Consider the following 22764-nt stretch of genomic DNA (forward strand, 5'->3'; position numbering starts at 1 on the left):
GTCCAGCGCGGCAACGGAGCGCCGCGCCTCATCCAAAGCTGAGAGAACTGCTACATGCACCGCGATTTTTCGGAAGTGAATTCGAAGGGCGAAGTACTGATCGTTGAAGATACGCCGGCTTCGCTGAAGCTGTTGAGCGATTTGCTCGGTGGCGCCGGCTATGCGGTGCGCCAGGCGCCGAACGGCGAACTGGCCCTGTGGACGGCCCAGGCGCGCCCGCCGGAGCTGATCCTGCTCGACGTGCGCATGCCTGGCCTCGACGGCTTTGAAGTATGCCGCCGCCTGAAGGAAATTCCATCGCTGAGCCAGGTGCCGGTGATCTTCCTGTCGGCGCAATACGATACGGACGACAAGGTGCGCGGCTTTGCGCTGGGCGCCGTCGACTTTATTGCCAAGCCCTTCCAGGCCGAGGAAATCCTCGCCCGCACCGATGCCCACGTGCGGCTGGCGCGGGCGCAGCTGCAGCTGGCGCAGGAGCGCGCCAACCTGGAGCGGCGCGTGGCCGAGCGCACGGCCGAACTGGAACAGGTGGCCAGCACCCTGGCGCGCGAAGTGCAGATCCGCCGCGCCAATGAAGAATTGCTGCGCCTGTCGGGCCAGGTCTTCGAAGCCACCCAGGACGCCATCCTGATCACCGACCCGGCAGGCGTCATCGTCACCGCCAATCCCGCGTTTACGCGCATCACCGGCTACGCGGCGCAGGAAGTGGTGGGCACGGACATCATGCGCCTGCATGCCGAATACACGGGCGAAGCGGTGCTGCTGGCGCTGCGCCAGGGCTTGCGCAGCAGCGGCTGCTGGTCGGGCGAGGTGCAGACGCGGCGCAAGAGCGGCGACACCTATCCCTGCCTGCTCAGCGCCTCCACCGTGCACGGCCCCGACGGCGCCGTCGTCAACTACATCGGCGTGTTCCTCGACATCAGCGAGCGCAAGGCCGAGCAGCACCTGATCGATTTCCTCTCCTACCACGACGCGCTGACGGGTTTGCCGAACCGCGTGCTGCTGCGCGAGCGCTTCGAACAGGCGCGCGCGAATGCCCTGCGCGACGGCCAGCAGGTGGTGCTGATGTGCCTGGACCTGGACCGCTTCAAGAACATCAACGATTCGCACGGCCAGGCCGTGGGCGACAAGGCGCTGCAGGTGGTGGCGCGTTTCCTGTCCGGCTGCGTGCGCGAGGGCGACACGGTGGTGCGCCAGGGCGGCGACGAATTCCAGATCCTGCTGCAGGACGATGCCCTGCTGGGCCGCACGCTGGCGCTGGCGCAAACCATCCTGGCCGGCCTGCGCGAAGAACTCAGCGTCGATGGCGAGCGCCTGGCGCTGACGACGAGCATCGGCATCGCCCTGTGCCCGGCCGACGGCGACAGCCTCGACGACGTGCTGCGCCACGCCGACACGGCCCTGGTGCGCGCCAAGGAAATGGGGCGCGACCATTACGCCTTCTTCACGGAGCGCATGGGCAGCGATATCCGCGCCCGCCTGGCCATGCAGCAGCAGCTGCGCGGCGCCATCGGCCGCGATGAATTCGAAGTGCACTACCAGCCGCAGATGTGCTTGCGCACGGGCGCCATGCTGGGCGCGGAAGCGCTGTTGCGCTGGAATAACCCTGTGCTGGGCAAGGTGCCGCCCGGCCTGTTCATTGCGCTGGCCGAGGAGTATGGTTCCATCACGGCCATCGGCGAGTGGGTGCTCGAAAGCGTCTGCGCGCAGATTCGCGTGTGGCACGATGCGGGCCTGGGCAGCATCAAGGTGGCCGTCAACCTGTCCGGCAAGCAGTTCGCGCAGGACCGCACCGTGCCTTTCGTCGAGGCGGCCCTGCGCAAATACGGCATCGCGCCCGCCTGCCTCGGCATCGAGATCACGGAAAGCACGGTGATGGGCGACCCGGACAAGGCCGTGGCGGCCCTGACGCGCCTGAAGGACATCGGCGTGGGCATTTCGCTCGACGACTTCGGCACCGGCTATTCCAGCCTCGGTTACCTGAAGCGCTTCCCCATCGACGTGCTGAAGATCGACAAATCCTTCGTTGACGACGTCACCACCAGCAGCAGCGACGCGGCCATCGCCCGCTCCGTCATCTCGCTGGCGCACAACCTCGACATGCGCGTCATCGCCGAAGGCGTGGAAACGCGCGAACAGGTCGATTTCCTGACGGAACACGGCTGCGATGAAATGCAGGGCTATTATTTCAGCCGCCCCCTCGCGGCCGCCCCATTCACGGACTTGCTGCGCGAACGGCGCACCCTGGCCGTGGCCCAGGCCTAAGTGCCGCGGTGCGGCCGATGCACCATGCTGGTGCGTCCGCCGCAGCGCGGTGCAGGATTCTCACTTTTCCTTCCCCTGACGCTGGCACATATCCTGCTTAGGTAATCGCTTATTTACGCGATTGCCCCGCATGCCAGACAGCAGCCATCCAGTCATACCTACACCAGCCAGCGCACACGGCGCCTGGCAGGCGCACCTGCGCCTGGGCTTCGCGCTGCACGAGGGCGTCAGCCGCCTCGTCGAGCGCGCGCACAGCGGCCCCCTGCGCGTGCAAAAGCCCCTGTATCCGGAAGGCGACGGCGTCTGCCACGCCATCATCATCCATCCGCCCGGCGGCGTGGTGGGCGGCGACCAGCTGGCCGTCGATGCCACGGCGGGCGAGGGTGCGCACGCCTTGCTCACGTCGCCGGGCGCGGCCAAGTGGTACCGCGCCAACGGCCACGTCTCGGGCCAGCACATCGTGCTGCGCGCCGGCAGCGGCGCCGCCATCGAGTGGCTGCCGCAGGAAAGCATCTTCTTCAACCAGGCTTGCGTGCGGCTGCGCCATGAGGTGGAACTGGCGCCGGACGCCGGCTACATCGGCTGCGACATCGTCTGCCTGGGCCGCAGCGCCGCGGGCGAAGTTTTTAATACGGGCAGCATCAGCCAGCAAGTGCGGATCCGCCGCGGCGGCAAGCTGCTGTGGTGGGAGCAGGGCGTGCTGGCCGGCGGCGGCCCGCTGATGGCCAGCCCCCTGGGCCTGGGAGGACATACGGTGTGCGCCACCCTGATCGCCGTCGGCACGCCCGTCTCGTCATCCGTGCTGGCCGCCTTGCGCGAGATCAAGGTGCCTGCCGGCGCCGCGTTTGGCGCCACGCAGATGAAAGCGCTGGTCGCGGTGCGCCTGCTGTGCGGCGACAGCGAGGCGGCGCGCCGGATCATGCTGGCCGCCTGGCAGCTGCTGCGACCCGCCATGCTGGGACGCACCGCCGTCGTGCCCCGCATCTGGAACACTTAGCATCTGGAACACTTAATCAGGAAAGAAGCGCAAGGAAAACCATGGACCTGACACCCCGCGAAAAAGACAAGCTGCTCATTTTTACGGCCGCGCTGCTGGCCGAACGGCGCCTGGCGCGCGGCTTGAAGCTCAATTACCCGGAAGCGGTGGCGCTGATCAGCGCCGCCATCATGGAAGGGGCGCGCGATGGCAAATCGGTGGCGCAGCTGATGTCGGACGGCACGAAGATTCTGTCGCGCGCCGACGTCATGGACGGCATCGCCGAGATGATCCCCGACATCCAGGTGGAAGCGACTTTCCCCGATGGCAGCAAGCTGGTGACCGTGCACCACCCGATACCGTAGTTTTTTTTGCGAAGGAGCCCCTCATGACCCCAGGCGAATACCAGTTGGAAGAAGGCGAAATCAGCTTGAATGCCGGGCGCGCCACGGCCACCGTGGTGGTGGCCAACCGGGGCGACCGTCCCATCCAGGTCGGCTCGCACTTCCACTTTTTTGAAGTCAATCCGGCGTTGGCCTTCGAGCGCTGGCGCGCCTACGGCATGCGCCTCAACATCACGGCCGGCACGGCCGTGCGCTTCGAACCTGGCCAGCAGCGCACGGTGGAACTGGTGGCGTTGGCGGGCGAACGCAAGGTCTACGGCTTCAATGGCGCAGTGATGGGCGAATTGCAAGACACTCCACCAGGAAAGGATTGAGATGGCCAGCATTCCCCGCAGCGCGTATGCCGAAATGTTCGGCCCCACCAAGGGCGACCGCATCCGCCTGGCCGACACGGAACTGTTCATCGAGATCGAGCATGATTACGCCATCTACGGCGAAGAGGTGAAATTCGGCGGCGGTAAAGTCATCCGCGACGGCATGGGCCAGTCGCAGCGCTGCGCGGCCGAGGTGATGGACACCGTCATCACGAATGCCGTCATCCTCGACCACTGGGGCATCGTGAAGGCCGACATCGGCCTGAAAAACGGCCTGATCTTCGGCATCGGCAAGGCGGGCAACCCTGACATCCAGCCCGGCGTCACCCTCGCCATCGGCGGCGCGACGGAAATCATCGCCGGCGAGGGCATGATCGTCACGGCCGGCGGCGTCGACACGCACATCCACTTCATCTGCCCGCAGCAGATCGAGGAAGCGCTGATGAGCGGCGTGACCACTATGCTGGGCGGCGGCACGGGGCCGGCCGTGGGCACGGCCGCCACCACCTGCACGCCGGGGCCGTGGCATCTGCACGCCATACTGGCGGCCGCCGACGCCTTCCCGATGAACCTGGGCTTCATGGGCAAAGGTAATGTGAGCCTGCCGCTGCCCCTGGAAGAGCAGGTGCGCGCGGGCGCCATCGGCCTGAAACTGCATGAAGACTGGGGCAGCACGCCGGCCGCCATCGACAATTGCCTGTCCGTTGCCGACCGCATGGATATCCAGGTGGCGCTGCACAGCGATACCCTCAACGAGGGCGGCTTCCTCGAGCACACCCTGGCCGCCTTCAAGGATCGCACCATCCACACGTTCCACACGGAAGGGGCGGGCGGCGGCCATGCGCCCGACATCATCGCCGCCGTGGGCCAGTCCAACGTGCTGCCGTCGTCGACGAATCCCACGCGCCCGTTCACCGTCAATACGCTCGACGAGCACCTGGATATGCTGATGGTATGCCACCACCTGGACCCGGCGATTGCCGAAGACGTGGCCTTTGCCGAGTCGCGCATCCGCCGCGAAACCATCGCCGCGGAAGATATCCTGCACGACATCGGCGCCATTTCGATGATGTCGTCCGATTCGCAGGCGATGGGGCGGGTGGGCGAGGTGATCATGCGCACCTGGCAGACGGCGCACAAGATGAAGGTGCAGCGGGGGCCACTGGCGCCCGACACGGCGCGCAGCGACAATTTCCGCGCCAGGCGCTACATCGCCAAGTACACGATCAACCCGGCCATCACGCATGGCATTGCGCACGTGGTGGGGTCCATCGAGGCGGGCAAGATCGCCGACATCGTGCTGTGGAAGCCGGCGTTTTTCGGCGTCAAGCCGTCGATGATACTCAAGGGGGGCATGATCGCCGCCGCGCAGATGGGCGACCCGAACGCCTCGATACCCACGCCGCAGCCCGTGCACTACCGCATGATGTTCGGCGCCTTCGGCGGCGGCCTGAAAAAGTCGTTTACGTTTGTGTCGCAGGCGGCCTACGAGCTCGATATCGGGCACCAGCTCAAACTCAATAAATCCGTCATCGCCGTGAAAAACATGCGCGGCCTGCGCAAGCACGACATGATCCACAACGGCGCCACGCCGCACATGGAAGTGGACCCGGAAACCTACGCCGTGCGCGCCGACGGCCAGCTGCTCGTGTGCGAGGCGGCCGCCGTACTGCCGATGGCGCAGCGCTATTTTCTATTTTAAGGGGGAGACATCATGCTCACTTTGCATACCAAATTAGGTCCCGACGATGGGCGCGCGCCCACCGCGCAACTGATACTGCCCTACGACCAGCGCGAAAAATGCCGGCTGCGCGCCGTGCTGTCGAATGGCGCCGACGTGGCCGTGTTCACCGTGCGCGGCACGGTGCTGCGCGACGGCGAGCGCATGACGGGGCCAGGCGGGCAGGTGGTGCGGATCGTCGCCGCGCGCGAAGCGACCTATCTGGTGCAGTGCGCGGATGCGCACACGCTGCTGCGCTGCGCTTTCCACCTGGGGAACCGCCACACGCAGGCGCAGGTGGGCGACGGCTTTTTGCGCATCCGCAAGGACGTGGTGTTGAAGGAGATGCTGGAAGGCTTGCAGGCGACCGTGACGGAGGAAGACGCGCCGTTCGAGCCGGAAGCGGGCGCCTACGGCGGCGGCCATGGCCACCACGACGGCCACGGCCAGCATTTGCTGGCACCCGTGCCGCTGCGGCAGAAAATCCACCGCCCCAGTGATACGCCGGGCACCGTCTGATGCAGGCCTCGGCCCTGCTGCATCTGCTGCAGTTCGCCAGCCCGGCCTTGCCGATCGGCGCCTACAGCTATTCGCAGGGGCTGGAAGCGGCGCTGGAGTCCGGCCTGGTGAGCGACGCGGCCACGGCGCGCGCATGGATCGCGCAGCATCTGGCGCAGGTGGTGGCGCGCTGGGAAGCGCCTTTGTGCTGGCGCTTGATGCAGGCGTTTGCAGCGCAGGATTTGTGCGCCGTGCAGCGCTGGAGCGAGCGTTTCATCGCTTCGCGCGACACGGCGGAATTTCGCGCCGAAACCATCCAGATGGGGTACTCATTGACCAAATTGCTGGCCGAGCTGGGCGTGGCCGACGGCGTCTTGATCGACATGCTGCAGGGCCAGCCGGAGGTGGCGCTGCCCACCGCGTATGCCTGCGCCGTGGCGGCGCTGGCGATTCCGCGCGAAGAGGCGCTGCTGGCCATGCTGTTCGCCTGGGCGGAAAACCAGGTGCTCGTCTGCGTGAAATCCGTGCCGCTGGGGCAGGTGGCGGGCCAGCGTTTGCTGCTGTCGCTGCGGCCCGACCTGGAAGCGGCAGCCCTGACGGCGCAAACCTTGGCAGACGACGAGATGGGCAACTGGGCGCCGGGCCTGTCGCTGCTGTCGATGCGCCACGAAGTGCAGTACAGCCGACTGTACCGCTCCTGAACACTACCACGAGAGACTACAACATGACATCGATTACCTCAAACCCCCTGCGCGTAGGCATCGGCGGCCCCGTCGGCTCGGGCAAGACCGCCCTGTGCGAAATGCTGTGCAAGGGCATGCGCGAACGCTACGACATGGCCGTCATCACGAACGACATCTACACCAAGGAAGACATGGAAATCCTGCTGCGCGCGGACGCCTTGCCGGCCGAGCGTCTGATGGGCGTGGAAACGGGCGGCTGCCCGCACACGGCCATCCGCGAGGATGCGTCCATCAACCTGGAAGCCATTGCGCGCATGCAGGCTGATTTCCCGAATCTCGACCTGATCCTGGTCGAGTCGGGCGGGGACAATCTGGCCGCCACCTTCAGCCCGGAACTGTCGGACTTGACCATTTACGTGATCGACGTGGCCGGCGGCGAAAAAATCCCGCGCAAGGGCGGACCCGGCATCACGCGCTCCGATTTGCTCATTATCAACAAGACGGATCTGGCGCCGTACGTGGGCGCCAACCTCGACGTGATGGCGCAGGACGCCAGGCGCATGCGCGGCGAACGCCCCTTCGTATTCACCAACCTGCGCAGCGGCGATGGCGTGCAGGTGGTCATCGATTTTATCCGCGAGCAAGGTTTGCTCGATCAACCAGGCAAGGAGCTGCAATGAGTGCAAGACTGATGACAAAAACGGCCGCCGTGGCGGCCTTGTGCTTGCTGGCCTTGCCGGCCATGGCCCACCCCGGCCATGGCGACAGCGTGGGCTTCCTGGCCGGTTTTGCCCATCCATTCACGGGTATCGACCATTTGCTGGCCATGCTGGGCGTGGGTCTCTGGGGCGGCCAGCAGCGCCGCAGCCTGGCACAGCCCGCCACGTTTGTCGGCATGATGCTGCTGGGCGCGCTGGCCGGCATGGTCGGATTGACGGTGCCTGGGCTGGAAACGGGCATCGCCGCCACAGTGGCGCTGGCGGGACTTGCCATCGCGCTGGCGCTGGCCTTGCCGAACTGGCTCGGTATGTTGCTCGTGGGTATGTTTGCGCTGGCGCATGGCAATGCGCATGGACAGGAATTGCCGGCCGCCTCGGCCGCGTGCGGCTTCCTGCTGGCCTCGGCCGTGCTGCTGTGGGCGGGACGCTGCATCGGCCAGGTACTGGCCGAGCGCCTGTTGCGCGTGGCCGGCGTGGCCTTGACGGCCGCCGGCGTGGTGCTGATGGGGGGGGCTTGAGCGGCTTAAGCGCCGGGGCGCTTGTCGGACAGCACGATGGGCGCCGCCTTTTCCGGATGTAAACCCTGGTGGCCCGCATACACGGCGGCAATCGCCGCCATGTCGGCGTCCTTGTCGCCCGTCAAATACAGATGGTCGACGACGCCCAGCACCTTGTTCGGGTAATCGATGTAGACCAGCAGCAGCGGCACCTTGGCGGCCAGCGCCAGGTGATAAAAGCCGCTTTTCCAGTTCGGACGGTAGCTGCGCGTCGCTTCCGGCGTGATGGCCAGCCAGTACCAGTCGGCGGCCAGCATGCGTTCGGCCTGGCGCTGTATCGTGCCGCTGGTGGTGCTGCGGTCGACGGGTTCGCCGCCCAGGTAGCGCAGCACCTTGCCCATGGGACCACGGAACAGCGAATCCTTGGCCAGCCAGCGGAACGGCAGCGACAGTGCCCATTTGCCGAACAGGCCCACCATGAAATCCCAGTTGGACGTGTGCGGGTAGACGACGGCGATGCCGCGCGGCCCCGGCAGGGGGCGGAAGCGCATGCGCCAGCCAAACAGGTGCAGCACGCGCAGCGCGCTGCGCTGGTGCCAGGTTGGCAAGTCGCCCGCTTGTACAAATAAATCGTCCATTGATACCCTTCAGTGACACTGTTCTTAATGGGATGGCGCTGGTGGCCATTTTCCTTGAAGCAAAATTCTGCGCAGGCATTCTATACGGGGCTGGCGGTGGCGACAAGCAGCCGAGGCCGCTATTCATGCGGTGTCGGGGCTGGTTGTACTGTCATTTTACCCATGCTTGCATCCTGTGCCGGGCACTAAATGCACAGTATGTGGTCAAAACTTGACGTAGTGTTGATTCATCCGACAGGGAGCCATGGCATGGAAAACAGTGTCAATGATGTACATGGAAACAATGTCCGAACGGACAAAGTGATGGCAGAGCTCGTCGAGCGTGGCGTGGCGTTTCATCACGCCCTGGGCCGCACGGTCGCGATGGCCTACTTGCGCGAGCACGCGGTGCCGGCCGAGGTGATACGCCGTGTTTTCAGCAGCGTACAGGCGCGCCGTCCGGCCCGGCCGGCACGGCGCCGATGGCGCTGAGGGGCAGGCAACAGCGACAAGTGCCGCTGCCACCGCTCAGGGGGGCCATGTATGTTGTTTAAGCCCGTGCCGCCAGTGCCGGGTAGTCCGTGTAGCCTGCGGCGTCCGGCGCGTACAGGGTGGCCGGGTTCAGCGGATTGAGCGGCGCATCGCTGTGCAGGCGGATGGGCAGGTCGGGGTTGGCAATGAACCACAGGCCGAAGGCCACGGCATCGGCTTCGCCCTTGGCCAGCAAGGCTTCGGCCGCCGCCTTGTCCATTTTCTCGTTGGCAATGTACACGCCGCCAAATTCCTGCTTCAGGTAGGGGCCCAGGCGGTCGTCACCGAGCGCTTCGCGGGCGCAGATGAAGGCGATGCCCCGTTTGCCCAGTTCGCGCGCGACATAGCCGAAGGTGGCGCGCGGGTCGGAGTCGCCCATGTCGTGTGCATCGCGTCGTGGCGCCAGGTGCATGCCGACCTTGTCTGCGCCCCAGACGGCGATGCACGCGTCCGTCACTTCCAGCATCAAACGGGCGCGGTTTTCAATCGAACCGCCATAGTTGTCGGTGCGCAAGTTGGTGCTGTCTTGCAGAAACTGGTCGAGCAAGTAACCATTGGCGCCGTGGATTTCCACGCCGTCGAAGCCGGCTTTTTTCGCATTCTCTGCGCCCAGGCGATACGCCGCCACGATGCCTGGAATCTCTTCCGTGTCCAGTGCGCGGGGCGTGACGAATTCCTGTTGCGGGCGCACCAGACTGACATGGCCGGCCGGCTTGATGGCGCTGGGCGCCACGGGCAAGTCGCCATCGAGGAAGAGGGGAGCGGAAATGCGGCCCACATGCCACAGTTGCAGGACGATCAGGCCGCCTGCTTCATGCACGGCGCGGGTGATGTGTTTCCAGCCTTCCACCTGTTCGTCGGACCAGATGCCCGGTGTGTCGGCATAGCCCACACCCTGCGGCGTGACGGCCGTCGCTTCCGAGATGATCATGCCGGCCGAAGCGCGCTGCGTGTAGTACTCGGCCATCAGGGCGTTGGGCACGCGGCCCGGGTTGCCGGCGCGCGAACGCGTCAGCGGCGCCATGATGATGCGGTTTTTCAGTTGCAAACTGCCAATGGTGATGGGGTCGAATAAAGTTGCCATGATTGTCCTTGTGAGTGCCGCTCCGGCGGCGTTGAGATGGGGGTGCTTACAAACCTTGCTGCATGTGCTCCAGAAAAGCCTCGATGGTGGCTTCATTGCGCTTGAAAAAGCTCCATTGGCCAACTTTCCTGGTGGAAATCAAGCCAGCCTTTTGCAAGGTGGCCAGGTGTGCCGAGACCGTCGATTGCGACAGCCCCAGCCGGCGGTCGATCAGGCCGGCGCAGACGCCGAAGTCGAGCGGATGGTCTTGTTCGCAAAAATACTGTTCCGGCTCTTTCAGCCACTGCAGGATCTGTCGCCGTACGGGATTGGCCAGCGCCTTGTGGATGGCGTCGATGTCCATGCTGTTTCTCCTGGTCGATGTTCGTCTTCAAACGATATATGTATCGTCTTTTGTGAATTTCAATATCGGTATATTACGATATAAGTAAAAAACGTGCTGGCCAGTGGATTTTTCAGGCAGGGATCAGGCGAAGTGGAACAGCAGCAGGGCGATGACGGCGGGCACGGTTTGCAGGTAAAGGATGCGCGTCATGACGGTGGCCGCGCCCCACACGCCTGCCACGGCGATGCAGCCCAGACCGAAGACGGTGAATGCCTGGGCGATGGCGGCGTCCGGATGGAAAAAGCCCAGCGCCAGCGCGGCGACGAGAAAGCCGTTGTAGCAGCCCTGATTCGACATGGCGGGGCGCACGATCTCCGCCTTTTCCTTGCTCAGGCCAAACACCTTGCGTCCGCGCGTATCGAACAGCACGGTTTCCAGCAGCACGATGTAGACGTGCAGCAGCAGGATGAGGGCAGTAAGGATTTGGGCCAGCAGTAGCATCATTTTTCCCGAGAGTGAGTGGATGCCCAATTATGCTTCTATCAGCATATTTTTGGGCAACAGCAGCAGAAAAATGTTCTGGCGGCAAGAGTTTTCACCCAATGGTATACTTTTCCCTTTGCTCCTGTGGGGACGACCCCGCTCGATGTGGGGGCTGTATGGCGGGGACGACCCTGCCGCCTCGGGAGAAATAGATGGCGTGGATCATTCTGGTATTGGCGGGTTTGCTGGAAATCGGCTGGGCCATCGGCCTCAAATATAGCGCTGGCTTTACCCGCCTCGTGCCATCCGTCTTGACGGCGGTGTCCATGCTGGGCAGCGTGGTGATGCTGGGCCTGGCCTTGCGCACCTTGCCGCTGGGCACGGCCTACGCCATCTGGACGGGCATCGGCACCGTGGGCACGGCCATCTTCGGCATCATGGTGCTGGGCGAACCGGCCAGCGCCGCGCGCATCGCCTGCATCGCCCTGATCGTGTCGGGCATCCTGGGCTTGAAACTGCTCAGCCCTCAATAAAGGATGCCCGCATGAGTCTCGCCATGACGTATTTCTACCTGGCTATCGCCATCATCGCCGAAGTCATCGCCACCAGCGCCTTGAAGGCGTCCGAAGGCTTCAGCCGCCTGTGGCCCAGCGTCATCACCGTGATCGGCTACAGCATCGCCTTCTGGTGCCTGTCGCTGACCCTGAAGGTCATTCCTACCGGCATCGTCTACGCGATCTGGTCCGGCGTGGGCATCGTGCTCATTTCCGCCGTGGGCTGGTTCTGGTTCAAGCAAAGCCTCGATACGCCGGCCCTGATCGGCCTGGGGCTGATCATTGCCGGCGTGCTCGTCATCAACCTGTTTTCCAAGTCCGTCGGCCACTAATTAAAAGCTGCTGGCCACCCGCGCCAGGTAATACCACTCGGCATTGGCTTGCGCGTTGACGTCCGGGAACAGGATGTAGGCGTCGAATTCGGCCGTCACGGGCGTGCCGTCCGCGCGCACGCCGATCTGCTCGCCCTGTTTTACCTTGTCAAAACTGGACCAGGTCTTGATGAAGCGGTCGTTTGCATGCAGCTTGTCGTGCACGACGACCATGTTCAGCGCTTCCATGTCGGCGTCGGCGATGGGTTCCGGTTGCGGTGCATCAATGAAGCCTAAAAAGGCCAGGGTATTCTTGATGGCGCGGTAGGCGACGTCCGGCGCGGCCGGGTCCGCGTGCTGGCCGCATTCCAGGGTCAGGGCGTAGCCGCCCGTCGAGCGCATGTATTCGGTCGTGCCCACGCCATAGCGCAAGACCAGGCCCACCTGGTCGCTATTGCCCAGGCGGCGCTGCACACCCTGGCCATACGCATGCAGCCAGCCATCGACAAAGCGGCGCACGCCCAGGCGGCGCGCCAGCGCGCGTTCCTTGTCTTCATGCTGGAACGGTTGCAGCGGGCCATCGTTGTTGCGCGGTCCCACCATGACGAAGGGCTGGCTGTCGGCATTGAACGAGTGCAAGTCGAGCAGCACGTCGTGCTGGCCCAGCAAGGGGCACAGCCAGTTGGCGATGCGGTCTTCGAAATCCTGCGGATTGTCGTTCGGAAACAGATTGCGGTTCAGGTTGCGGTCGCCGCTGCGCACGCCCTTGGCGTAGGCCAGCGGGTTGGTGATGGGCACGAAGGTGACGCTGCCGGCCACGATGGAGAGGGCGCCGCTGTCGAGTTCAGCCATCACGCGGTGGATGCCCTTGGTGCCGCAGGTTTCATTGCCGTGCACGGCGCCCGTGACGATCAGGCGCGGGCCGCTGCCCTGGCCCGTGTAGTTGATGGACTTGAAGTGGAGTGCGCTGCTCATGCTGGACATATCCTATGCTGTTGCGGGAAGGGAAAGCGGGGTCGGCATATTTTAGCGGGATTCGCCGTGCACGCCTGCAAAAATGTGGCCATGGTGCACTCTGGCGTGGCATGATCGGCGCCACCGTTGTTTTCCCTTGCCGATTCCATGTCCAGTACGTCCCATCCTTCCCGCCTGTATGGCCTCGACACCTTGCGCGCGCTGGCCATCGTGCTCGTCTTCATGAACCATTATTTGTTGTTCGTCAGCGAGGGCGGGGCGTTTGGTTTCTGGGGAGAAATCGGCTGGGTGGGCGTGGACTTGTTCTTTGCCCTCAGCGGCTATCTGATCGGCAACCAGATATTTGTCGCCTTGCGCAGCGAGCATGGATTTTCCTTGCCTTGCTTCTATGCGCGGCGCTTCCTGCGTACCTTGCCCAATTTCTATGTCGTGCTGGCCCTGTACTATTTGTGGCCCGCGTTCCGTGGCGACAGCGCGTTATTGCCCCTTTGGAAATTCCTGACGTTTACGCAAAACATCAACCTGACGCCGGGCACGGCGTTTTCCCATGCGTGGTCGCTGTGCGTGGAAGAGCAGTTCTATGTGCTGCTGCCGGCCGTGGCGCTGGCGATCGCCGCCTGCCGCAAGTCCTTGGTGTGGGCGTGGCTGGCCGTGGCCGCCAGCTTGATCGTCGGCATGCTGGTGCGCGCGTATCTGTGGGAGGAGTACGTACAAGTGCCGCGTGGCGGCCTCGGCTATTACAAGTATATTTATTACGCGTCGTGGTGCCGCTTCGACGAGCTGGTGGCGGGCGTGGCGCTGGCGCTGCTGAAGAACTACCATCCTGCCGCCTGGGCGCGCCTGACCGCCTACGGCAACCGCACCTTGCTGGCGGGAATCGCGGGCACGGCGCTGATGTTTTATGTGTTTCTCACCGATCACTATGGTTATGCGGTGACGGTGTTCGGGTATCCGGCCCTGGCCGCCAGTTTCAGCTTGCTGCTGATCGCCGCGCTCAGTCCCGGCAGTGCGCTATATCAACTGCGCGTGCCGGGCGCGGCCAGCCTGGCGTTGTGGTCATATGCGATTTATCTGTTGCACAAGCAGCTGTGCATCCTGCTGCGGCCGCTCTTGCAGGAGATGGGGTATGGCGCGGACGGCGCGCCGGCGATACTGATCAGTATCGTCGTCAGTATCTTGACGGGCTGGCTCCTGTATGGATTGGTGGAAACGCCGTTCATGCGTTTGCGGGCGCGTTATGTGCCGGCTAATCATACGTGACGACTACATATCGATCACATCGAGCCCCCGCGGCGTGCCCACCAGTAACTCCAGGATCGCATGTACGCGCAGGTTCGTGTCTTCCTGTTCCGTGTTGTAGATCAAGGTGCGCAGGCCGGGGACGGCTTCCGCGATGTGGGGACTGGCATAGGCATTGATCAATAACAGGACCAGGTCCGTGGCGCCCGCGCCCGGCTGGCGGCGCAGCCGGTCGTGGATCACGTTCAGCAGCGCGCGCTGCATGCGCGGCGTGGGATTGCTGATGTAGGCGAAGACGCTAGGCGTGTTGGCGATGGCCGCGCACAGACGCAGCTCCATCTCGTCGGGCTTCACGTCGGAAGCGATATCGAAATACGCGGCATTCCAGCGCGTGCGCGCATATGGGTGGTTGGGAGGGAAGGAGTCGGCCGTTTCAAAACCGCAGATGCGGCTCAGGGTTTTCAGCCAGGCTAATATGGTGGAGTTCATGCCCCGATTCTAGCGGCATTCCGCATGCGCCGGGCCGTCTCTATATAAAGGAGGCTGACGCCCGGGAAGCGGATGAAAAAGAGATTAAAGTTTCCTGTAAAACAGCCCTTGTCATTCTGGGAAAGCCTCTCTATAATGCTGGTCTTCGGGGCGGTTAGTTCAGCTGGTTAGAATACTTGGTCGACATCCAAGGGGTCGGGGATTCGAATTCCTCACCGCCCACCAGAATTTGGCAGTAGATAGTTTTTAAGCTGGCGCAAGCCGCAAGCGGTCATTTGAAATACAATGATCAAAAAAGTTTTACGGGCGGTTAGTTCAGCTGGTTAGAATACTTGGTCGACATCCAAGGGGTCGGGGATTCGAATTCCTCACCGCCCACCAGAATACAGTTAGAGAGAAAGGTAAAACCGGTTATGACACCGCGAACTACTACCAAGCTTTGGGAGTGACGCTAGTCGAACGGGTTTCCTTTGTCTCAAGAAAGTGAAAAACGCGGCTAGTCCGCGTTTTTTTGCGTCTGCGTTTTCCTTTCAGTATTTTACCCATCACATTGCAGTTTTACCTGGCGCCAGCGCCGATATGGAGATCAATATGCTTACAATCCGACTTCCCGATGGTTCCGCCCGTCAATTCGACGGCCCGGTCACCGTGGCCCAGGTTGCGGCCAATATTGGTACCGGCCTGGCCAAGGCTGCCCTGGCGGGCAAGGTCGATGGCAAGCTGGTCGATACCTCCTATCTGATCGAGCAAGACGCGGAACTGGCGATCGTCACGGACAAGGACGCCGACGGCCTGGAGGTGATCCGCCACTCGACGGCCCACTTGCTGGCGTATGCCGTCAAGGAATTGTTCCCGGACGCGCAAGTGACCATCGGTCCCGTGATCGACAACGGCTTTTATTATGACTTCGCCTACAAGCGTCCGTTCACGCCGGAAGATCTGGTTGCGATCGAAAAGAAAATGGCGGAACTGGCCAAGAAGGATGAGCAAGTCACGCGCAAGGTTGTCGCGCGCGACGAAGCGATTGAATACTTCAACAGTATCGGCGAAGCCTACAAGGCTGAACTGATCGGCTCGATTCCGGCCGACCAGGAAGTGTCGCTGTATTCCGAAGGCAAGTTCACGGACTTGTGCCGCGGCCCCCACGTGCCATCGACGGGCAAGCTGAAAGTGTTCAAGCTGATGAAGCTGGCCGGCGCCTACTGGCGCGGCGACTCGAAAAACGAGATGCTGCAGCGTATCTATGGCACGGCCTGGGCCAAGAAGGAAGACCAGGAACTGTACCTGCACAATCTGGAAGAGGCGGAAAAGCGCGATCACCGCAAACTGGGCAAGCAGCTCGATTTCTTCCATTTCCAGGAAGAAGCGCCGGGCCTGATCTTCTGGCACCCGAAAGGCTGGTCGATCTGGCAACAGGTCGAGCAATACATGCGCAATGTGTACCAGGTCAACGGCTATCAGGAAGTCAAGGCGCCGCAAATCCTCGACCGTGGCCTGTGGGAAAAAACCGGTCACTGGGATAATTACCGTGAAAACATGTTCATCACGGAATCGGAAAACCGCGCCTATGCGCTGAAGCCGATGAATTGCCCCGGCCACATCCAGATTTTCAACAATGGCATGCGCAGCTACCGCGACTTGCCATTGCGCTACGGCGAATTCGGTCAATGCCACCGCAACGAGCCGTCCGGCGCCTTGCACGGCATGATGCGCGTGCGCGGCTTTACGCAGGACGATGGCCACATCTTCTGCCTGGAAGAGCAGATCGCCGGCGAAGTGACGGCTTTCCACCAGCAGGCGATGGATGTGTACACGGCGTTCGGCTTTACGAATATCGACGTGAAGCTGGCCTTGCGTCCCGATAACCGCATCGGCACGGAAGAATCGTGGGATTTCGCCGAGGAATCCCTGCGTTCGGCCCTGCGCGCCTGCGGCGTGGAGTGGACGGAGTTGCCAGGCGAGGGCGCGTTCTACGGTCCGAAGATCGAATACCACCTGAAAGACAGCCTGGGCCGCGCATGGCAAGTGGGCACAGTGCAGATCGACCCGTCGATGCCGGGCCGCCTGGGTGCCGAATACGTGGCCGTGGACAACACGCGCCAGGTACCGATCATGCTGCACCGCGCGATCGTGGGTTCGCTGGAACGTTTCATCGGCATCCTGATCGAACACTATGCGGGCGCCATGCCGTTGTGGTTGTCGCCGGTGCAGGTGTCGGTGTTGAATATTTCCGACGCTCAAGCCGATTATGTACAGGAAGTTACAACAAAACTGCGCAAAGCGGGGCTGCGCGTGCAGGCTGATTTGCGTAACGAGAAAATTACCTATAAAATACGTGAACATTCCGTACAAAAATTGCCTTACATCTTAGTAATTGGCGACAAAGAGCGGGATGCGAATACAGTGGCCGTGCGGGCGCGGGGCAATGTCGATCTGGGCGTCATGTCCGTCGATGCCCTGATTGAGCGACTCAAACATGAAGTCGACACCAAGGCCTGACGAGGAAACTCGCTGCACGACCGTCTTACAAGATTTTTAAAGGAAATTACAATAGCTACTGACAAGTCACATCGCATCAATGGCGAAATCACTGCCCCTGAAATGCGTTTAAGCGGGGTCGATAACGAGCCACTCGGTATCGTAAGTTTGGCTGAAGCCTTCCGCCTGGCGGAAGAGGCAAACGTCGACCTGGTGGAAATTGCGCCTACCGCGCAGCCACCGGTGTGCCGTTTGATGGACTACGGCAAATTTAAGTATTCGGAGCAGAAGAAAGCTCACGAAGCCAAATTGAAGCAAAAGATCATCCTCGTGAAGGAAGTTAAATTCCGTCCGGGGACTGATGATGGTGACTACAATATCAAGTTGCGTAATCTCATCAAGTTCCTTGAAGACGGCGATAAAACCAAGATCACCTTGCGTTTCCGCGGTCGCGAGATGGCGCACCAGGATATTGGCTTCCGCATGCTGGAACGTCTGAAAGCCGATCTGGAGCCGTACGGCCAGGTCGAGCAGTTCCCGAAGATGGAAGGCCGCCAAATGATCATGGTTCTTTCGCCTAAGAAGAAGAAGTAAGCTACAATAGCGTTTTACTGTGGATCGACGTGGTTTGTGCCTGCATTGGTGCGACACCAGATTCCAGGCAGAATTTGCGCGGCCCGCTCAGCAATGTGCGGGCCGCGTGAACTGTAGCGGACTCGCATCCGCTGCACAACATGTGAAAGCAGGCATCTAAGCGCAGCGTCGTGTTGCCACCTGCAATCCTGTTATAAATGGAGCTGTCCGTAAGAGGACAGATTGCTATGCCTAAAATGAAGACCAAAAGCTCCGCGAAAAAACGTTTTCGCGTGCGTCCAGGTGGAACAGTCAAGTCGGGTCACGCGTTCAAGCGCCACATCCTGACCAAGAAAACCACCAAAAACAAACGTCAGTTGCGCGGTACCCGTAACATCAACGCATCGGATGTCACATCCGTCATGCGCATGATGCCGACTGCTTAATCTCACACTCAATTTAAGGAGTTACTATGCCTAGAGTAAAACGTGGGGTTACAGCTCGTGCCCGTCATAAGAAGATTCTTGTTCAAGCTAAAGGCTACCGTGGTCGCCGCAGCCGTGTATACCGTGTTGCCAAGCAAGCAGTTATGCGCGCTGGCCAATACGCTTACCGCGATCGCCGCAACAAGAAGCGCGTTTTCCGCCGCCTGTGGATCGCCCGTATCAACGCCGCTTCCCGTGAGCATGGCGTAACGTACAGCGTATTCATGAACGGCTTGAAAAAAGCAAATATCGAACTGGACCGTAAAGTCCTGGCCGATATGGCTGTGATGGACAAGCCAGCATTCGCTGCGATTGTCAACGCAGTGAAAGCAAAAATCGCTGCGTAAGCACGGTTATTGCACAACGTCATCCTCAGGGTGACGTTATAAAGAGCGGGGCAGGGGTTTTAACACCTTATGCCCCGTTTCCGTTTTTGATTGTTGGATTTTAGATAACTGAGTCCAGAATTGATGTCCAAAACAGGAAATGCCGCATGAACTCCCTAGAAGAACTCGTCGTCTCGGCCCAGGCTGACTTTATCGCCGCCGCAGACGCTGCCGCACTTGAAAACGCCAAAGCCCGCTACTTGGGCAAGACTGGCCAGATTACTGAAATGATGAAGGGCCTGGGCAAGCTGGACCCGGACGCGCGCAAGGCGCAGGGCGCCCTGATCAATGCCGTCAAGGTGCAGATCGAAGACGCGCTGACGGCGCGCCGTGATGCGCTGGCCGATGCCCAGATGCAAGGCCGTCTGAACGCCGAAGCGATCGACGTGACCCTGCCAGGCCGTGGCCGCATGCCCGGCGGCATCCACCCCGTCATGCGCACGTGGGAGCGGGTCGAGGAAATCTTCCGCTCCATCGGTTTCGGCGTGGCCGACGGCCCCGAAATCGAGAATGACTGGACCAACTTCACGGCGCTTAACAGCCCGGAAAACCATCCGGCCCGTTCCATGCAGGATACCTTCTACATCGACGGCAACGACACCGATGGCAAGCCCTTGCTGCTGCGCACGCACACGAGCCCGATGCAGGTGCGCTATGCGCGCACGCACACGCCGCCGATCAAGGTCATCGCGCCGGGCCGCACCTACCGCGTCGATAGCGACGCCACCCATTCGCCGATGTTCCACCAGGTCGAAGGCCTGTGGATCGCCGAAGACATCAGCTTTGCCGACCTGAAGGGCGTCTACCTGAACTTCGTCAAGGCCTTCTTCGAGACGGACGACTTGCAAGTGCGCTTCCGTCCGTCGTACTTCCCGTTTACGGAACCGTCGGCCGAGATCGACATCGCCTTCGGTTCGGGCCCGCTGAAAGGCCGCTGGCTGGAAGTGTCGGGCGCCGGCCAGGTGCATCCGAGCGTGGTGAAGAACTTTGGCCTCGATCCCGAGAAATTCATCGGTTTTGCTTTCGGCTCCGGCCTGGAACGCTTGACGATGCTGCGCTATGGCATCAACGACCTGCGTCTGTTTTACGAGGGTGATTTGCGCTTCCTCAAGCAGTTTAACTAAGGCGTTTCATTATTCCATGTCACTCGATGCGCTGGAGCGTGCCCTTGCATGCTCGCGCATTGAACATTTGAAAGCTTGATTATGCAATTTTCCGAAAACTGGCTCCGTACCATGGTCGATCCGAAGATGACTTCGGACGAACTGGCCCATCTGCTGACCATGTCCGGTCTTGAAGTCGAGGACGTCGATCCCGTCGCCCCGCCGTTCTCGAACGTGGTGGTGGGCCTGGTCCTGGAGATGGAAAAACATCCGAACGCGGACCGCCTGAACGTGTGCCAGGTCGACGTCGGCACGGGCACCATGCTCAACATCGTCTGCGGCGCGCCGAACGTGCGCCCGGGCTTGAAAGTCGTCTGCGCGATGGCCGGCGCCGTACTGCCGCCCGGCGCCGATGGCAAGCCGTTTGAAATCAAGGTAGGCCAGCTGCGCGGCGTCGAGTCGCAAGGCATGCTGTGCTCCGCGCGCGAATTGAAATTGTCGGAAGAAAACGCCGGCTTGATGGAATTGCCGGACGACGCGCCGATCGGCCAGAATTTCCGCGATTACTTTGCGCTCAACGACTTGAAATTCACCATCAAGTTGACGCCGAACAAGGCGGACTGCCTGTCCGTGCTGGGCGTGGCGCGCGAAGTGTCGGCTCTGACTGGCGTACCGCTGAATGCGCCGCAGTTCCGCACCGTGCCGGTTTCCAGCGATGAAATCCTGCCCGTGAAAATCAGCGCGCCGGACCTGTGCGGCCGTTTCACGGGCCGCGTCATCCGCGGCTTGAACGCCAAGGCTGCCACGCCGGACTGGATGAAGCAGCGCCTCGAGCGCAGCGGCCAGCGTCCGCTGTCGGCCCTGGTCGATATTTCCAACTATGTCATGCTGGAACTGGGCCGTCCCAGCCACGTGTTCGACCTGGCAAAGATCCATGGCAGCCTCGACGTGCGTTGGGGCAAGGCGGGCGAATCCGTCAAGCTGTTGAATGGCAACACCATCGCCGTCGACGAGTGGCTCGGCGTCATTGCCGATGAGCAGGAAATCGAATCGCTGGCCGGCATCATGGGCGGCGACGCCAGCTCGGTGTCGGACGATACGGACAGCATCTACCTGGAAGCGGCATTCTGGTGGCCGAACGCGATTCAAGGCCGCGCCCGCCGTTTGAATTTCTCGACCGATGCGGCGCATCGCTTCGAGCGCGGCGTCGATTTCGCCACCACCGTCGAGCACATCGAGCGCATCACGGCCCTGATCGTGGAAATCTGCGGCACGCCAGCCACCACCGTCGGCCCCGTCGACGACCACGTGGTGAACCTGCCGCAACGCCAGCCTGTGTCGATGCGCACGGCGCGCGCGCAAAAAGTCATCGGCGTGCCGCTCAATGATGAGCTGATCGCCGATATCTTCACGCGCCTGGCCCTGCCATTCACCCTGGCCGACGGCGTGTTTTCCGTGACGTCGCCCAGCTACCGTTTCGACATCGAGATCGAGGAAGACTTGATCGAGGAAGTGGCGCGCGTGTACGGCTTTGAAAACATCCCGACCTTGCCGCCCGTGGCCGCGAACGTGATGCAGATTGCACCAGAAAATACCCGCTCCTTGTTTGCGGTACGTCATGTGCTGGCCGACCTGGGCTTCCAGGAAGTGGTTAACATGAGCTTTGTCGATACGGCTTGGGAGCGCGATTTCTCGGGCAACACGAATCCGATCAAATTGCAGAACCCGATCGCCAGCCAGATGAGCGTGATGCGTTCCTCGCTGATCGGCAGCCTGATCGCCAACGTGCGCTACAACCTGAACCGCAAGACCAACCGCGTGCGCATCTTCGAAGTGGGCGCCATCTACCAGCGCGACGACAGCGTGGAAAACGGCCCCCTGTCGGTGGCCGGCTACGCCCAGCCGAAGCGCGTGGCGGCCATGGCCTACGGCGCGGTGGCGGACGAGCAATGGGGCCAGCCGTCCCACACGGTCGATTTCTTCGACGTGAAGGCGGATCTGGAAGCGCTGTTCGCGCCGCTGGTCTTGCGTTTCAGCAAGGCGGAACACCCGGCCCTGCATCCGGGCCGCTCGGCGAATGTGGAACTCGACGGCAAGGTCATCGGTTTCATCGGCGAATTGCACCCGCGCTGGATGCAAAAGTACGACTTGCCGCTGGCGCCCGTGCTGTTCGAAGTCGACGCCGCCGCCCTGACGCAGCGCGTCGTGCCCGCGTACCAGGAAATCTCGAAATTCCCTGGCGCCAGCCGCGACCTGGCCGTGGTCGTCAAGCAATCGGTGGCAGTGCAGGATCTGCTCGACAGCTTCCATGCCGCCGCCAAGGCAAGCCCGGCAGCGCGTATCGTGCAAGCCATTGTTTTATTTGATGAATATCGTGGAAAAGGGCTGGAAACGGATGAAAAAAGCCTTGCTTTCCGGATTAGCTTGCAAGATACTCAAAACACCCTGCAAGACGATGTCGTCGATGGCCTGATGGCTGTCCTGATCGATGCCGCCAAGCAGGGACACGACGCGAAACTGCGTTCGTAATTACCGGACTGGCCGTCGCTTTTTGCGTGACGGCCTTTCCGTCGTCAACCGTAGACGAGCTTGCCATGTGGCGGGCTCGGGCGCACAGAAAAGGCAGGGCAGGAAAATTAATAACAGCGACGTTGATTCCGCCGTACTGCAGTCCGCACTGGCCGCAGACTTACATCGGGCCATGCTGGTTGCCAAAGTGCGCCAGGAAGCGGAAAAAGATTTACCCACCTTGACCAAGGCGGAGCTGGCCGAACTGTTGTTCGAGCAAGTGGGCCTGAACAAGCGCGAAGCGAAGGATATGGTCGAGACCTTTTTCGACGAGATCCGCAATGCGCTCGAGCGGGGCGAAGCCGTCAAATTGTCGGGTTTCGGCAATTTCCAGTTGCGCGACAAGCCGCAGCGGCCGGGCCGCAATCCGAAGACGGGTGAAGAGATTCCCATCACGGCGCGCCGTGTCGTGACCTTTCATGCCAGCCAGAAGCTGAAAAGCATGGTCGAAGAGACCAGTCCGCTGGCACGTGCTGCCTGAGTGAGT

26 protein-coding genes and 2 tRNA genes are annotated in these 22764 nt (G+C 61.9%); 22 read left to right on the top strand and 6 right to left on the bottom strand.

Going from position 1 to position 22764, the window contains the following annotated elements:
* The first annotated feature begins 54 nt into the window (after window positions 1-54).
* From IGS61_RS09225 to IGS61_RS09265, 9 genes are all read left to right on the top strand, one after another.
* A complete protein-coding gene (locus IGS61_RS09225; protein WP_230539323.1) occupies window positions 55-2265 on the top strand; it encodes an EAL domain-containing response regulator in 2211 nt (736 codons plus the stop codon).
* A gap of 130 nt (window positions 2266-2395) precedes the next feature.
* Window positions 2396-3262, top strand: a complete 867-nt coding sequence (locus IGS61_RS09230; RefSeq protein ID WP_230539324.1) for an urease accessory protein UreD — start codon at window positions 2396-2398, stop codon at window positions 3260-3262.
* Between the two features lie 41 nt (window positions 3263-3303).
* Entirely contained in the window at window positions 3304-3606 is a 303-nt protein-coding gene (locus tag IGS61_RS09235; RefSeq protein ID WP_034751936.1) for an urease subunit gamma, read from the top strand.
* Window positions 3607-3629: 23 nt separating this feature from the next.
* The gene (locus IGS61_RS09240; protein ID WP_035819980.1) at window positions 3630-3959 is read left to right on the top strand and encodes an urease subunit beta; all 330 of its coding nucleotides are present in this window, start codon (window positions 3630-3632) and stop codon (window positions 3957-3959) included.
* Window position 3960: 1 nt separating this feature from the next.
* Window positions 3961-5661, top strand: a complete 1701-nt coding sequence (gene ureC / locus IGS61_RS09245) for an urease subunit alpha (RefSeq protein ID WP_230539325.1) — start codon at window positions 3961-3963, stop codon at window positions 5659-5661.
* 12 nt (window positions 5662-5673) lie between these two features.
* Window positions 5674-6198, top strand: a complete 525-nt coding sequence (gene ureE, locus IGS61_RS09250; protein ID WP_230539326.1) for an urease accessory protein UreE — start codon at window positions 5674-5676, stop codon at window positions 6196-6198.
* Window positions 6198-6878, top strand: a complete 681-nt coding sequence (locus IGS61_RS09255) for an urease accessory protein UreF (RefSeq protein WP_230539327.1) — start codon at window positions 6198-6200, stop codon at window positions 6876-6878. Before ureE ends, IGS61_RS09255 begins: the two co-directional genes overlap by 1 nt.
* 23 nt (window positions 6879-6901) lie before the next feature.
* Window positions 6902-7540: an urease accessory protein UreG gene (gene ureG, locus IGS61_RS09260; protein WP_086144768.1), complete on the top strand. Its 639-nt coding sequence runs from the start codon at window positions 6902-6904 to the stop codon at window positions 7538-7540.
* Window positions 7537-8097, top strand: coding sequence for a HupE/UreJ family protein (locus tag IGS61_RS09265; RefSeq protein ID WP_230539328.1), 561 nt, complete (start codon window positions 7537-7539; stop codon window positions 8095-8097). Before ureG ends, IGS61_RS09265 begins: the two co-directional genes overlap by 4 nt.
* Before the next feature lie 5 nt (window positions 8098-8102).
* On the opposite strand, the gene IGS61_RS09270 is transcribed toward IGS61_RS09265, so the two are convergent.
* The gene (locus IGS61_RS09270; RefSeq protein ID WP_230539329.1) at window positions 8103-8714 is read right to left on the bottom strand and encodes a 1-acyl-sn-glycerol-3-phosphate acyltransferase; all 612 of its coding nucleotides are present in this window, start codon (window positions 8712-8714) and stop codon (window positions 8103-8105) included.
* Window positions 8715-8963: 249 nt separating this feature from the next.
* On the opposite strand from IGS61_RS09270, the gene IGS61_RS09275 reads away from it, so the two are divergent.
* The gene (locus IGS61_RS09275) at window positions 8964-9185 is read left to right on the top strand and encodes a hypothetical protein (protein WP_230539330.1); all 222 of its coding nucleotides are present in this window, start codon (window positions 8964-8966) and stop codon (window positions 9183-9185) included.
* A 58-nt stretch (window positions 9186-9243) separates the two neighbouring features.
* Here IGS61_RS09275 and IGS61_RS09280 read toward each other — a convergent pair whose 3' ends face one another.
* The 3 genes from IGS61_RS09280 to IGS61_RS09290 form a co-directional block, all read right to left on the bottom strand.
* Window positions 9244-10308 carry an alkene reductase gene (locus IGS61_RS09280; protein ID WP_230539331.1) on the bottom strand — a complete coding sequence of 355 codons (1065 nt, stop codon included), beginning with the start codon at window positions 10306-10308 and terminating at the stop codon, window positions 9244-9246.
* 46 nt (window positions 10309-10354) lie between these two features.
* Window positions 10355-10651, bottom strand: a complete 297-nt coding sequence (locus IGS61_RS09285) for an ArsR/SmtB family transcription factor (RefSeq protein WP_230539332.1) — start codon at window positions 10649-10651, stop codon at window positions 10355-10357.
* A gap of 123 nt (window positions 10652-10774) precedes the next feature.
* On the bottom strand, window positions 10775-11137 hold the full coding sequence (locus IGS61_RS09290; protein ID WP_442908045.1) for a DUF1304 domain-containing protein: 363 nt from the start codon (window positions 11135-11137) through the stop codon (window positions 10775-10777).
* Between the two features lie 191 nt (window positions 11138-11328).
* Between IGS61_RS09290 and sugE the strand changes: the two genes are divergently transcribed.
* The gene (gene sugE, locus IGS61_RS09295; RefSeq protein ID WP_070217981.1) at window positions 11329-11649 is read left to right on the top strand and encodes a quaternary ammonium compound efflux SMR transporter SugE; all 321 of its coding nucleotides are present in this window, start codon (window positions 11329-11331) and stop codon (window positions 11647-11649) included.
* Between the two features lie 23 nt (window positions 11650-11672).
* Window positions 11673-12002 carry an SMR family transporter gene (locus tag IGS61_RS09300; RefSeq protein ID WP_070280339.1) on the top strand — a complete coding sequence of 110 codons (330 nt, stop codon included), beginning with the start codon at window positions 11673-11675 and terminating at the stop codon, window positions 12000-12002.
* Here IGS61_RS09300 and IGS61_RS09305 read toward each other — a convergent pair whose 3' ends face one another.
* Entirely contained in the window at window positions 12003-12965 is a 963-nt protein-coding gene (locus IGS61_RS09305; protein ID WP_442908046.1) for a succinylglutamate desuccinylase, read from the bottom strand.
* A gap of 138 nt (window positions 12966-13103) precedes the next feature.
* Here IGS61_RS09305 and IGS61_RS09310 point away from each other — a divergent pair, with 138 nt between their 5' ends.
* Window positions 13104-14216 (top strand): acyltransferase family protein, encoded by a 1113-nt coding sequence (locus IGS61_RS09310; protein ID WP_230539335.1) that lies wholly within the window; start codon window positions 13104-13106, stop codon window positions 14214-14216.
* Window positions 14217-14219: 3 nt separating this feature from the next.
* On the opposite strand, the gene IGS61_RS09315 is transcribed toward IGS61_RS09310, so the two are convergent.
* On the bottom strand, window positions 14220-14684 hold the full coding sequence (locus tag IGS61_RS09315) for a hypothetical protein (RefSeq protein WP_230539336.1): 465 nt from the start codon (window positions 14682-14684) through the stop codon (window positions 14220-14222).
* A 148-nt stretch (window positions 14685-14832) separates the two neighbouring features.
* Here IGS61_RS09315 and IGS61_RS09320 point away from each other — a divergent pair.
* From IGS61_RS09320 to IGS61_RS09360, 9 genes are all read left to right on the top strand, one after another.
* Window positions 14833-14909, top strand: a tRNA-Val gene (locus tag IGS61_RS09320).
* A gap of 79 nt (window positions 14910-14988) precedes the next feature.
* A tRNA-Val gene (locus tag IGS61_RS09325) sits at window positions 14989-15065 on the top strand.
* Window positions 15066-15275: 210 nt separating this feature from the next.
* The gene (gene thrS / locus IGS61_RS09330; RefSeq protein ID WP_230539337.1) at window positions 15276-17183 is read left to right on the top strand and encodes a threonine--tRNA ligase; all 1908 of its coding nucleotides are present in this window, start codon (window positions 15276-15278) and stop codon (window positions 17181-17183) included.
* Between the two features lie 12 nt (window positions 17184-17195).
* Window positions 17196-17756: a translation initiation factor IF-3 gene (gene infC / locus IGS61_RS09335; protein WP_205711303.1), complete on the top strand. Its 561-nt coding sequence runs from the start codon at window positions 17196-17198 to the stop codon at window positions 17754-17756.
* Window positions 17757-17983: 227 nt separating this feature from the next.
* A complete protein-coding gene (gene rpmI, locus IGS61_RS09340) occupies window positions 17984-18181 on the top strand; it encodes a 50S ribosomal protein L35 (protein WP_038493025.1) in 198 nt (65 codons plus the stop codon).
* 26 nt (window positions 18182-18207) lie between these two features.
* A complete protein-coding gene (rplT, locus tag IGS61_RS09345; RefSeq protein WP_010399214.1) occupies window positions 18208-18567 on the top strand; it encodes a 50S ribosomal protein L20 in 360 nt (119 codons plus the stop codon).
* 146 nt (window positions 18568-18713) lie between these two features.
* Complete coding sequence (gene pheS, locus IGS61_RS09350) at window positions 18714-19730, top strand: phenylalanine--tRNA ligase subunit alpha (RefSeq protein WP_230539338.1); 1017 nt, start codon at window positions 18714-18716, stop codon at window positions 19728-19730.
* Window positions 19731-19811: 81 nt separating this feature from the next.
* Entirely contained in the window at window positions 19812-22238 is a 2427-nt protein-coding gene (gene pheT, locus IGS61_RS09355) for a phenylalanine--tRNA ligase subunit beta (RefSeq protein WP_230539339.1), read from the top strand.
* 172 nt (window positions 22239-22410) lie between these two features.
* On the top strand, window positions 22411-22758 hold the full coding sequence (locus IGS61_RS09360; RefSeq protein WP_010399205.1) for an integration host factor subunit alpha: 348 nt from the start codon (window positions 22411-22413) through the stop codon (window positions 22756-22758).
* The last annotated feature ends 6 nt before the right edge of the window (window positions 22759-22764 follow it).

Origin of the sequence: Janthinobacterium sp. FW305-129, from assembly GCF_020858115.1 — a bacterium.
Classification (GTDB): domain Bacteria; phylum Pseudomonadota; class Gammaproteobacteria; order Burkholderiales; family Burkholderiaceae_D; genus Janthinobacterium.

Excerpts from the sequence above, each read along its gene's own strand:
- IGS61_RS09225 (WP_230539323.1), top strand. The coding sequence starts at position 55 with ATGCACCGCGATTTTTCGGAAGTGAATTCGAAGGGCGAAGTACTGATC.
- IGS61_RS09230 (WP_230539324.1), top strand. The coding sequence starts at position 2,396 with ATGCCAGACAGCAGCCATCCAGTCATACCTACACCAGCCAGCGCACAC.
- IGS61_RS09235 (WP_034751936.1), top strand. The coding sequence starts at position 3,304 with ATGGACCTGACACCCCGCGAAAAAGACAAGCTGCTCATTTTTACGGCC.
- IGS61_RS09240 (WP_035819980.1), top strand. The coding sequence starts at position 3,630 with ATGACCCCAGGCGAATACCAGTTGGAAGAAGGCGAAATCAGCTTGAAT.
- ureC (WP_230539325.1), top strand. The coding sequence starts at position 3,961 with ATGGCCAGCATTCCCCGCAGCGCGTATGCCGAAATGTTCGGCCCCACC.
- ureE (WP_230539326.1), top strand. The coding sequence starts at position 5,674 with ATGCTCACTTTGCATACCAAATTAGGTCCCGACGATGGGCGCGCGCCC.
- IGS61_RS09255 (WP_230539327.1), top strand. The coding sequence starts at position 6,198 with ATGCAGGCCTCGGCCCTGCTGCATCTGCTGCAGTTCGCCAGCCCGGCC.
- ureG (WP_086144768.1), top strand. The coding sequence starts at position 6,902 with ATGACATCGATTACCTCAAACCCCCTGCGCGTAGGCATCGGCGGCCCC.
- IGS61_RS09265 (WP_230539328.1), top strand. The coding sequence starts at position 7,537 with ATGAGTGCAAGACTGATGACAAAAACGGCCGCCGTGGCGGCCTTGTGC.
- IGS61_RS09270 (WP_230539329.1), bottom strand. The coding sequence starts at position 8,714 with ATGGACGATTTATTTGTACAAGCGGGCGACTTGCCAACCTGGCACCAG.
- IGS61_RS09275 (WP_230539330.1), top strand. The coding sequence starts at position 8,964 with ATGGAAAACAGTGTCAATGATGTACATGGAAACAATGTCCGAACGGAC.
- IGS61_RS09280 (WP_230539331.1), bottom strand. The coding sequence starts at position 10,308 with ATGGCAACTTTATTCGACCCCATCACCATTGGCAGTTTGCAACTGAAA.
- IGS61_RS09285 (WP_230539332.1), bottom strand. The coding sequence starts at position 10,651 with ATGGACATCGACGCCATCCACAAGGCGCTGGCCAATCCCGTACGGCGA.
- IGS61_RS09290 (WP_442908045.1), bottom strand. The coding sequence starts at position 11,137 with ATGATGCTACTGCTGGCCCAAATCCTTACTGCCCTCATCCTGCTGCTG.
- sugE (WP_070217981.1), top strand. The coding sequence starts at position 11,329 with ATGGCGTGGATCATTCTGGTATTGGCGGGTTTGCTGGAAATCGGCTGG.
- IGS61_RS09300 (WP_070280339.1), top strand. The coding sequence starts at position 11,673 with ATGACGTATTTCTACCTGGCTATCGCCATCATCGCCGAAGTCATCGCC.
- IGS61_RS09305 (WP_442908046.1), bottom strand. The coding sequence starts at position 12,965 with ATGTCCAGCATGAGCAGCGCACTCCACTTCAAGTCCATCAACTACACG.
- IGS61_RS09310 (WP_230539335.1), top strand. The coding sequence starts at position 13,104 with ATGTCCAGTACGTCCCATCCTTCCCGCCTGTATGGCCTCGACACCTTG.
- IGS61_RS09315 (WP_230539336.1), bottom strand. The coding sequence starts at position 14,684 with ATGAACTCCACCATATTAGCCTGGCTGAAAACCCTGAGCCGCATCTGC.
- thrS (WP_230539337.1), top strand. The coding sequence starts at position 15,276 with ATGCTTACAATCCGACTTCCCGATGGTTCCGCCCGTCAATTCGACGGC.
- rpmI (WP_038493025.1), top strand. The coding sequence starts at position 17,984 with ATGCCTAAAATGAAGACCAAAAGCTCCGCGAAAAAACGTTTTCGCGTG.
- rplT (WP_010399214.1), top strand. The coding sequence starts at position 18,208 with ATGCCTAGAGTAAAACGTGGGGTTACAGCTCGTGCCCGTCATAAGAAG.
- pheS (WP_230539338.1), top strand. The coding sequence starts at position 18,714 with ATGAACTCCCTAGAAGAACTCGTCGTCTCGGCCCAGGCTGACTTTATC.
- pheT (WP_230539339.1), top strand. The coding sequence starts at position 19,812 with ATGCAATTTTCCGAAAACTGGCTCCGTACCATGGTCGATCCGAAGATG.
- IGS61_RS09360 (WP_010399205.1), top strand. The coding sequence starts at position 22,411 with ATGCTGGTTGCCAAAGTGCGCCAGGAAGCGGAAAAAGATTTACCCACC.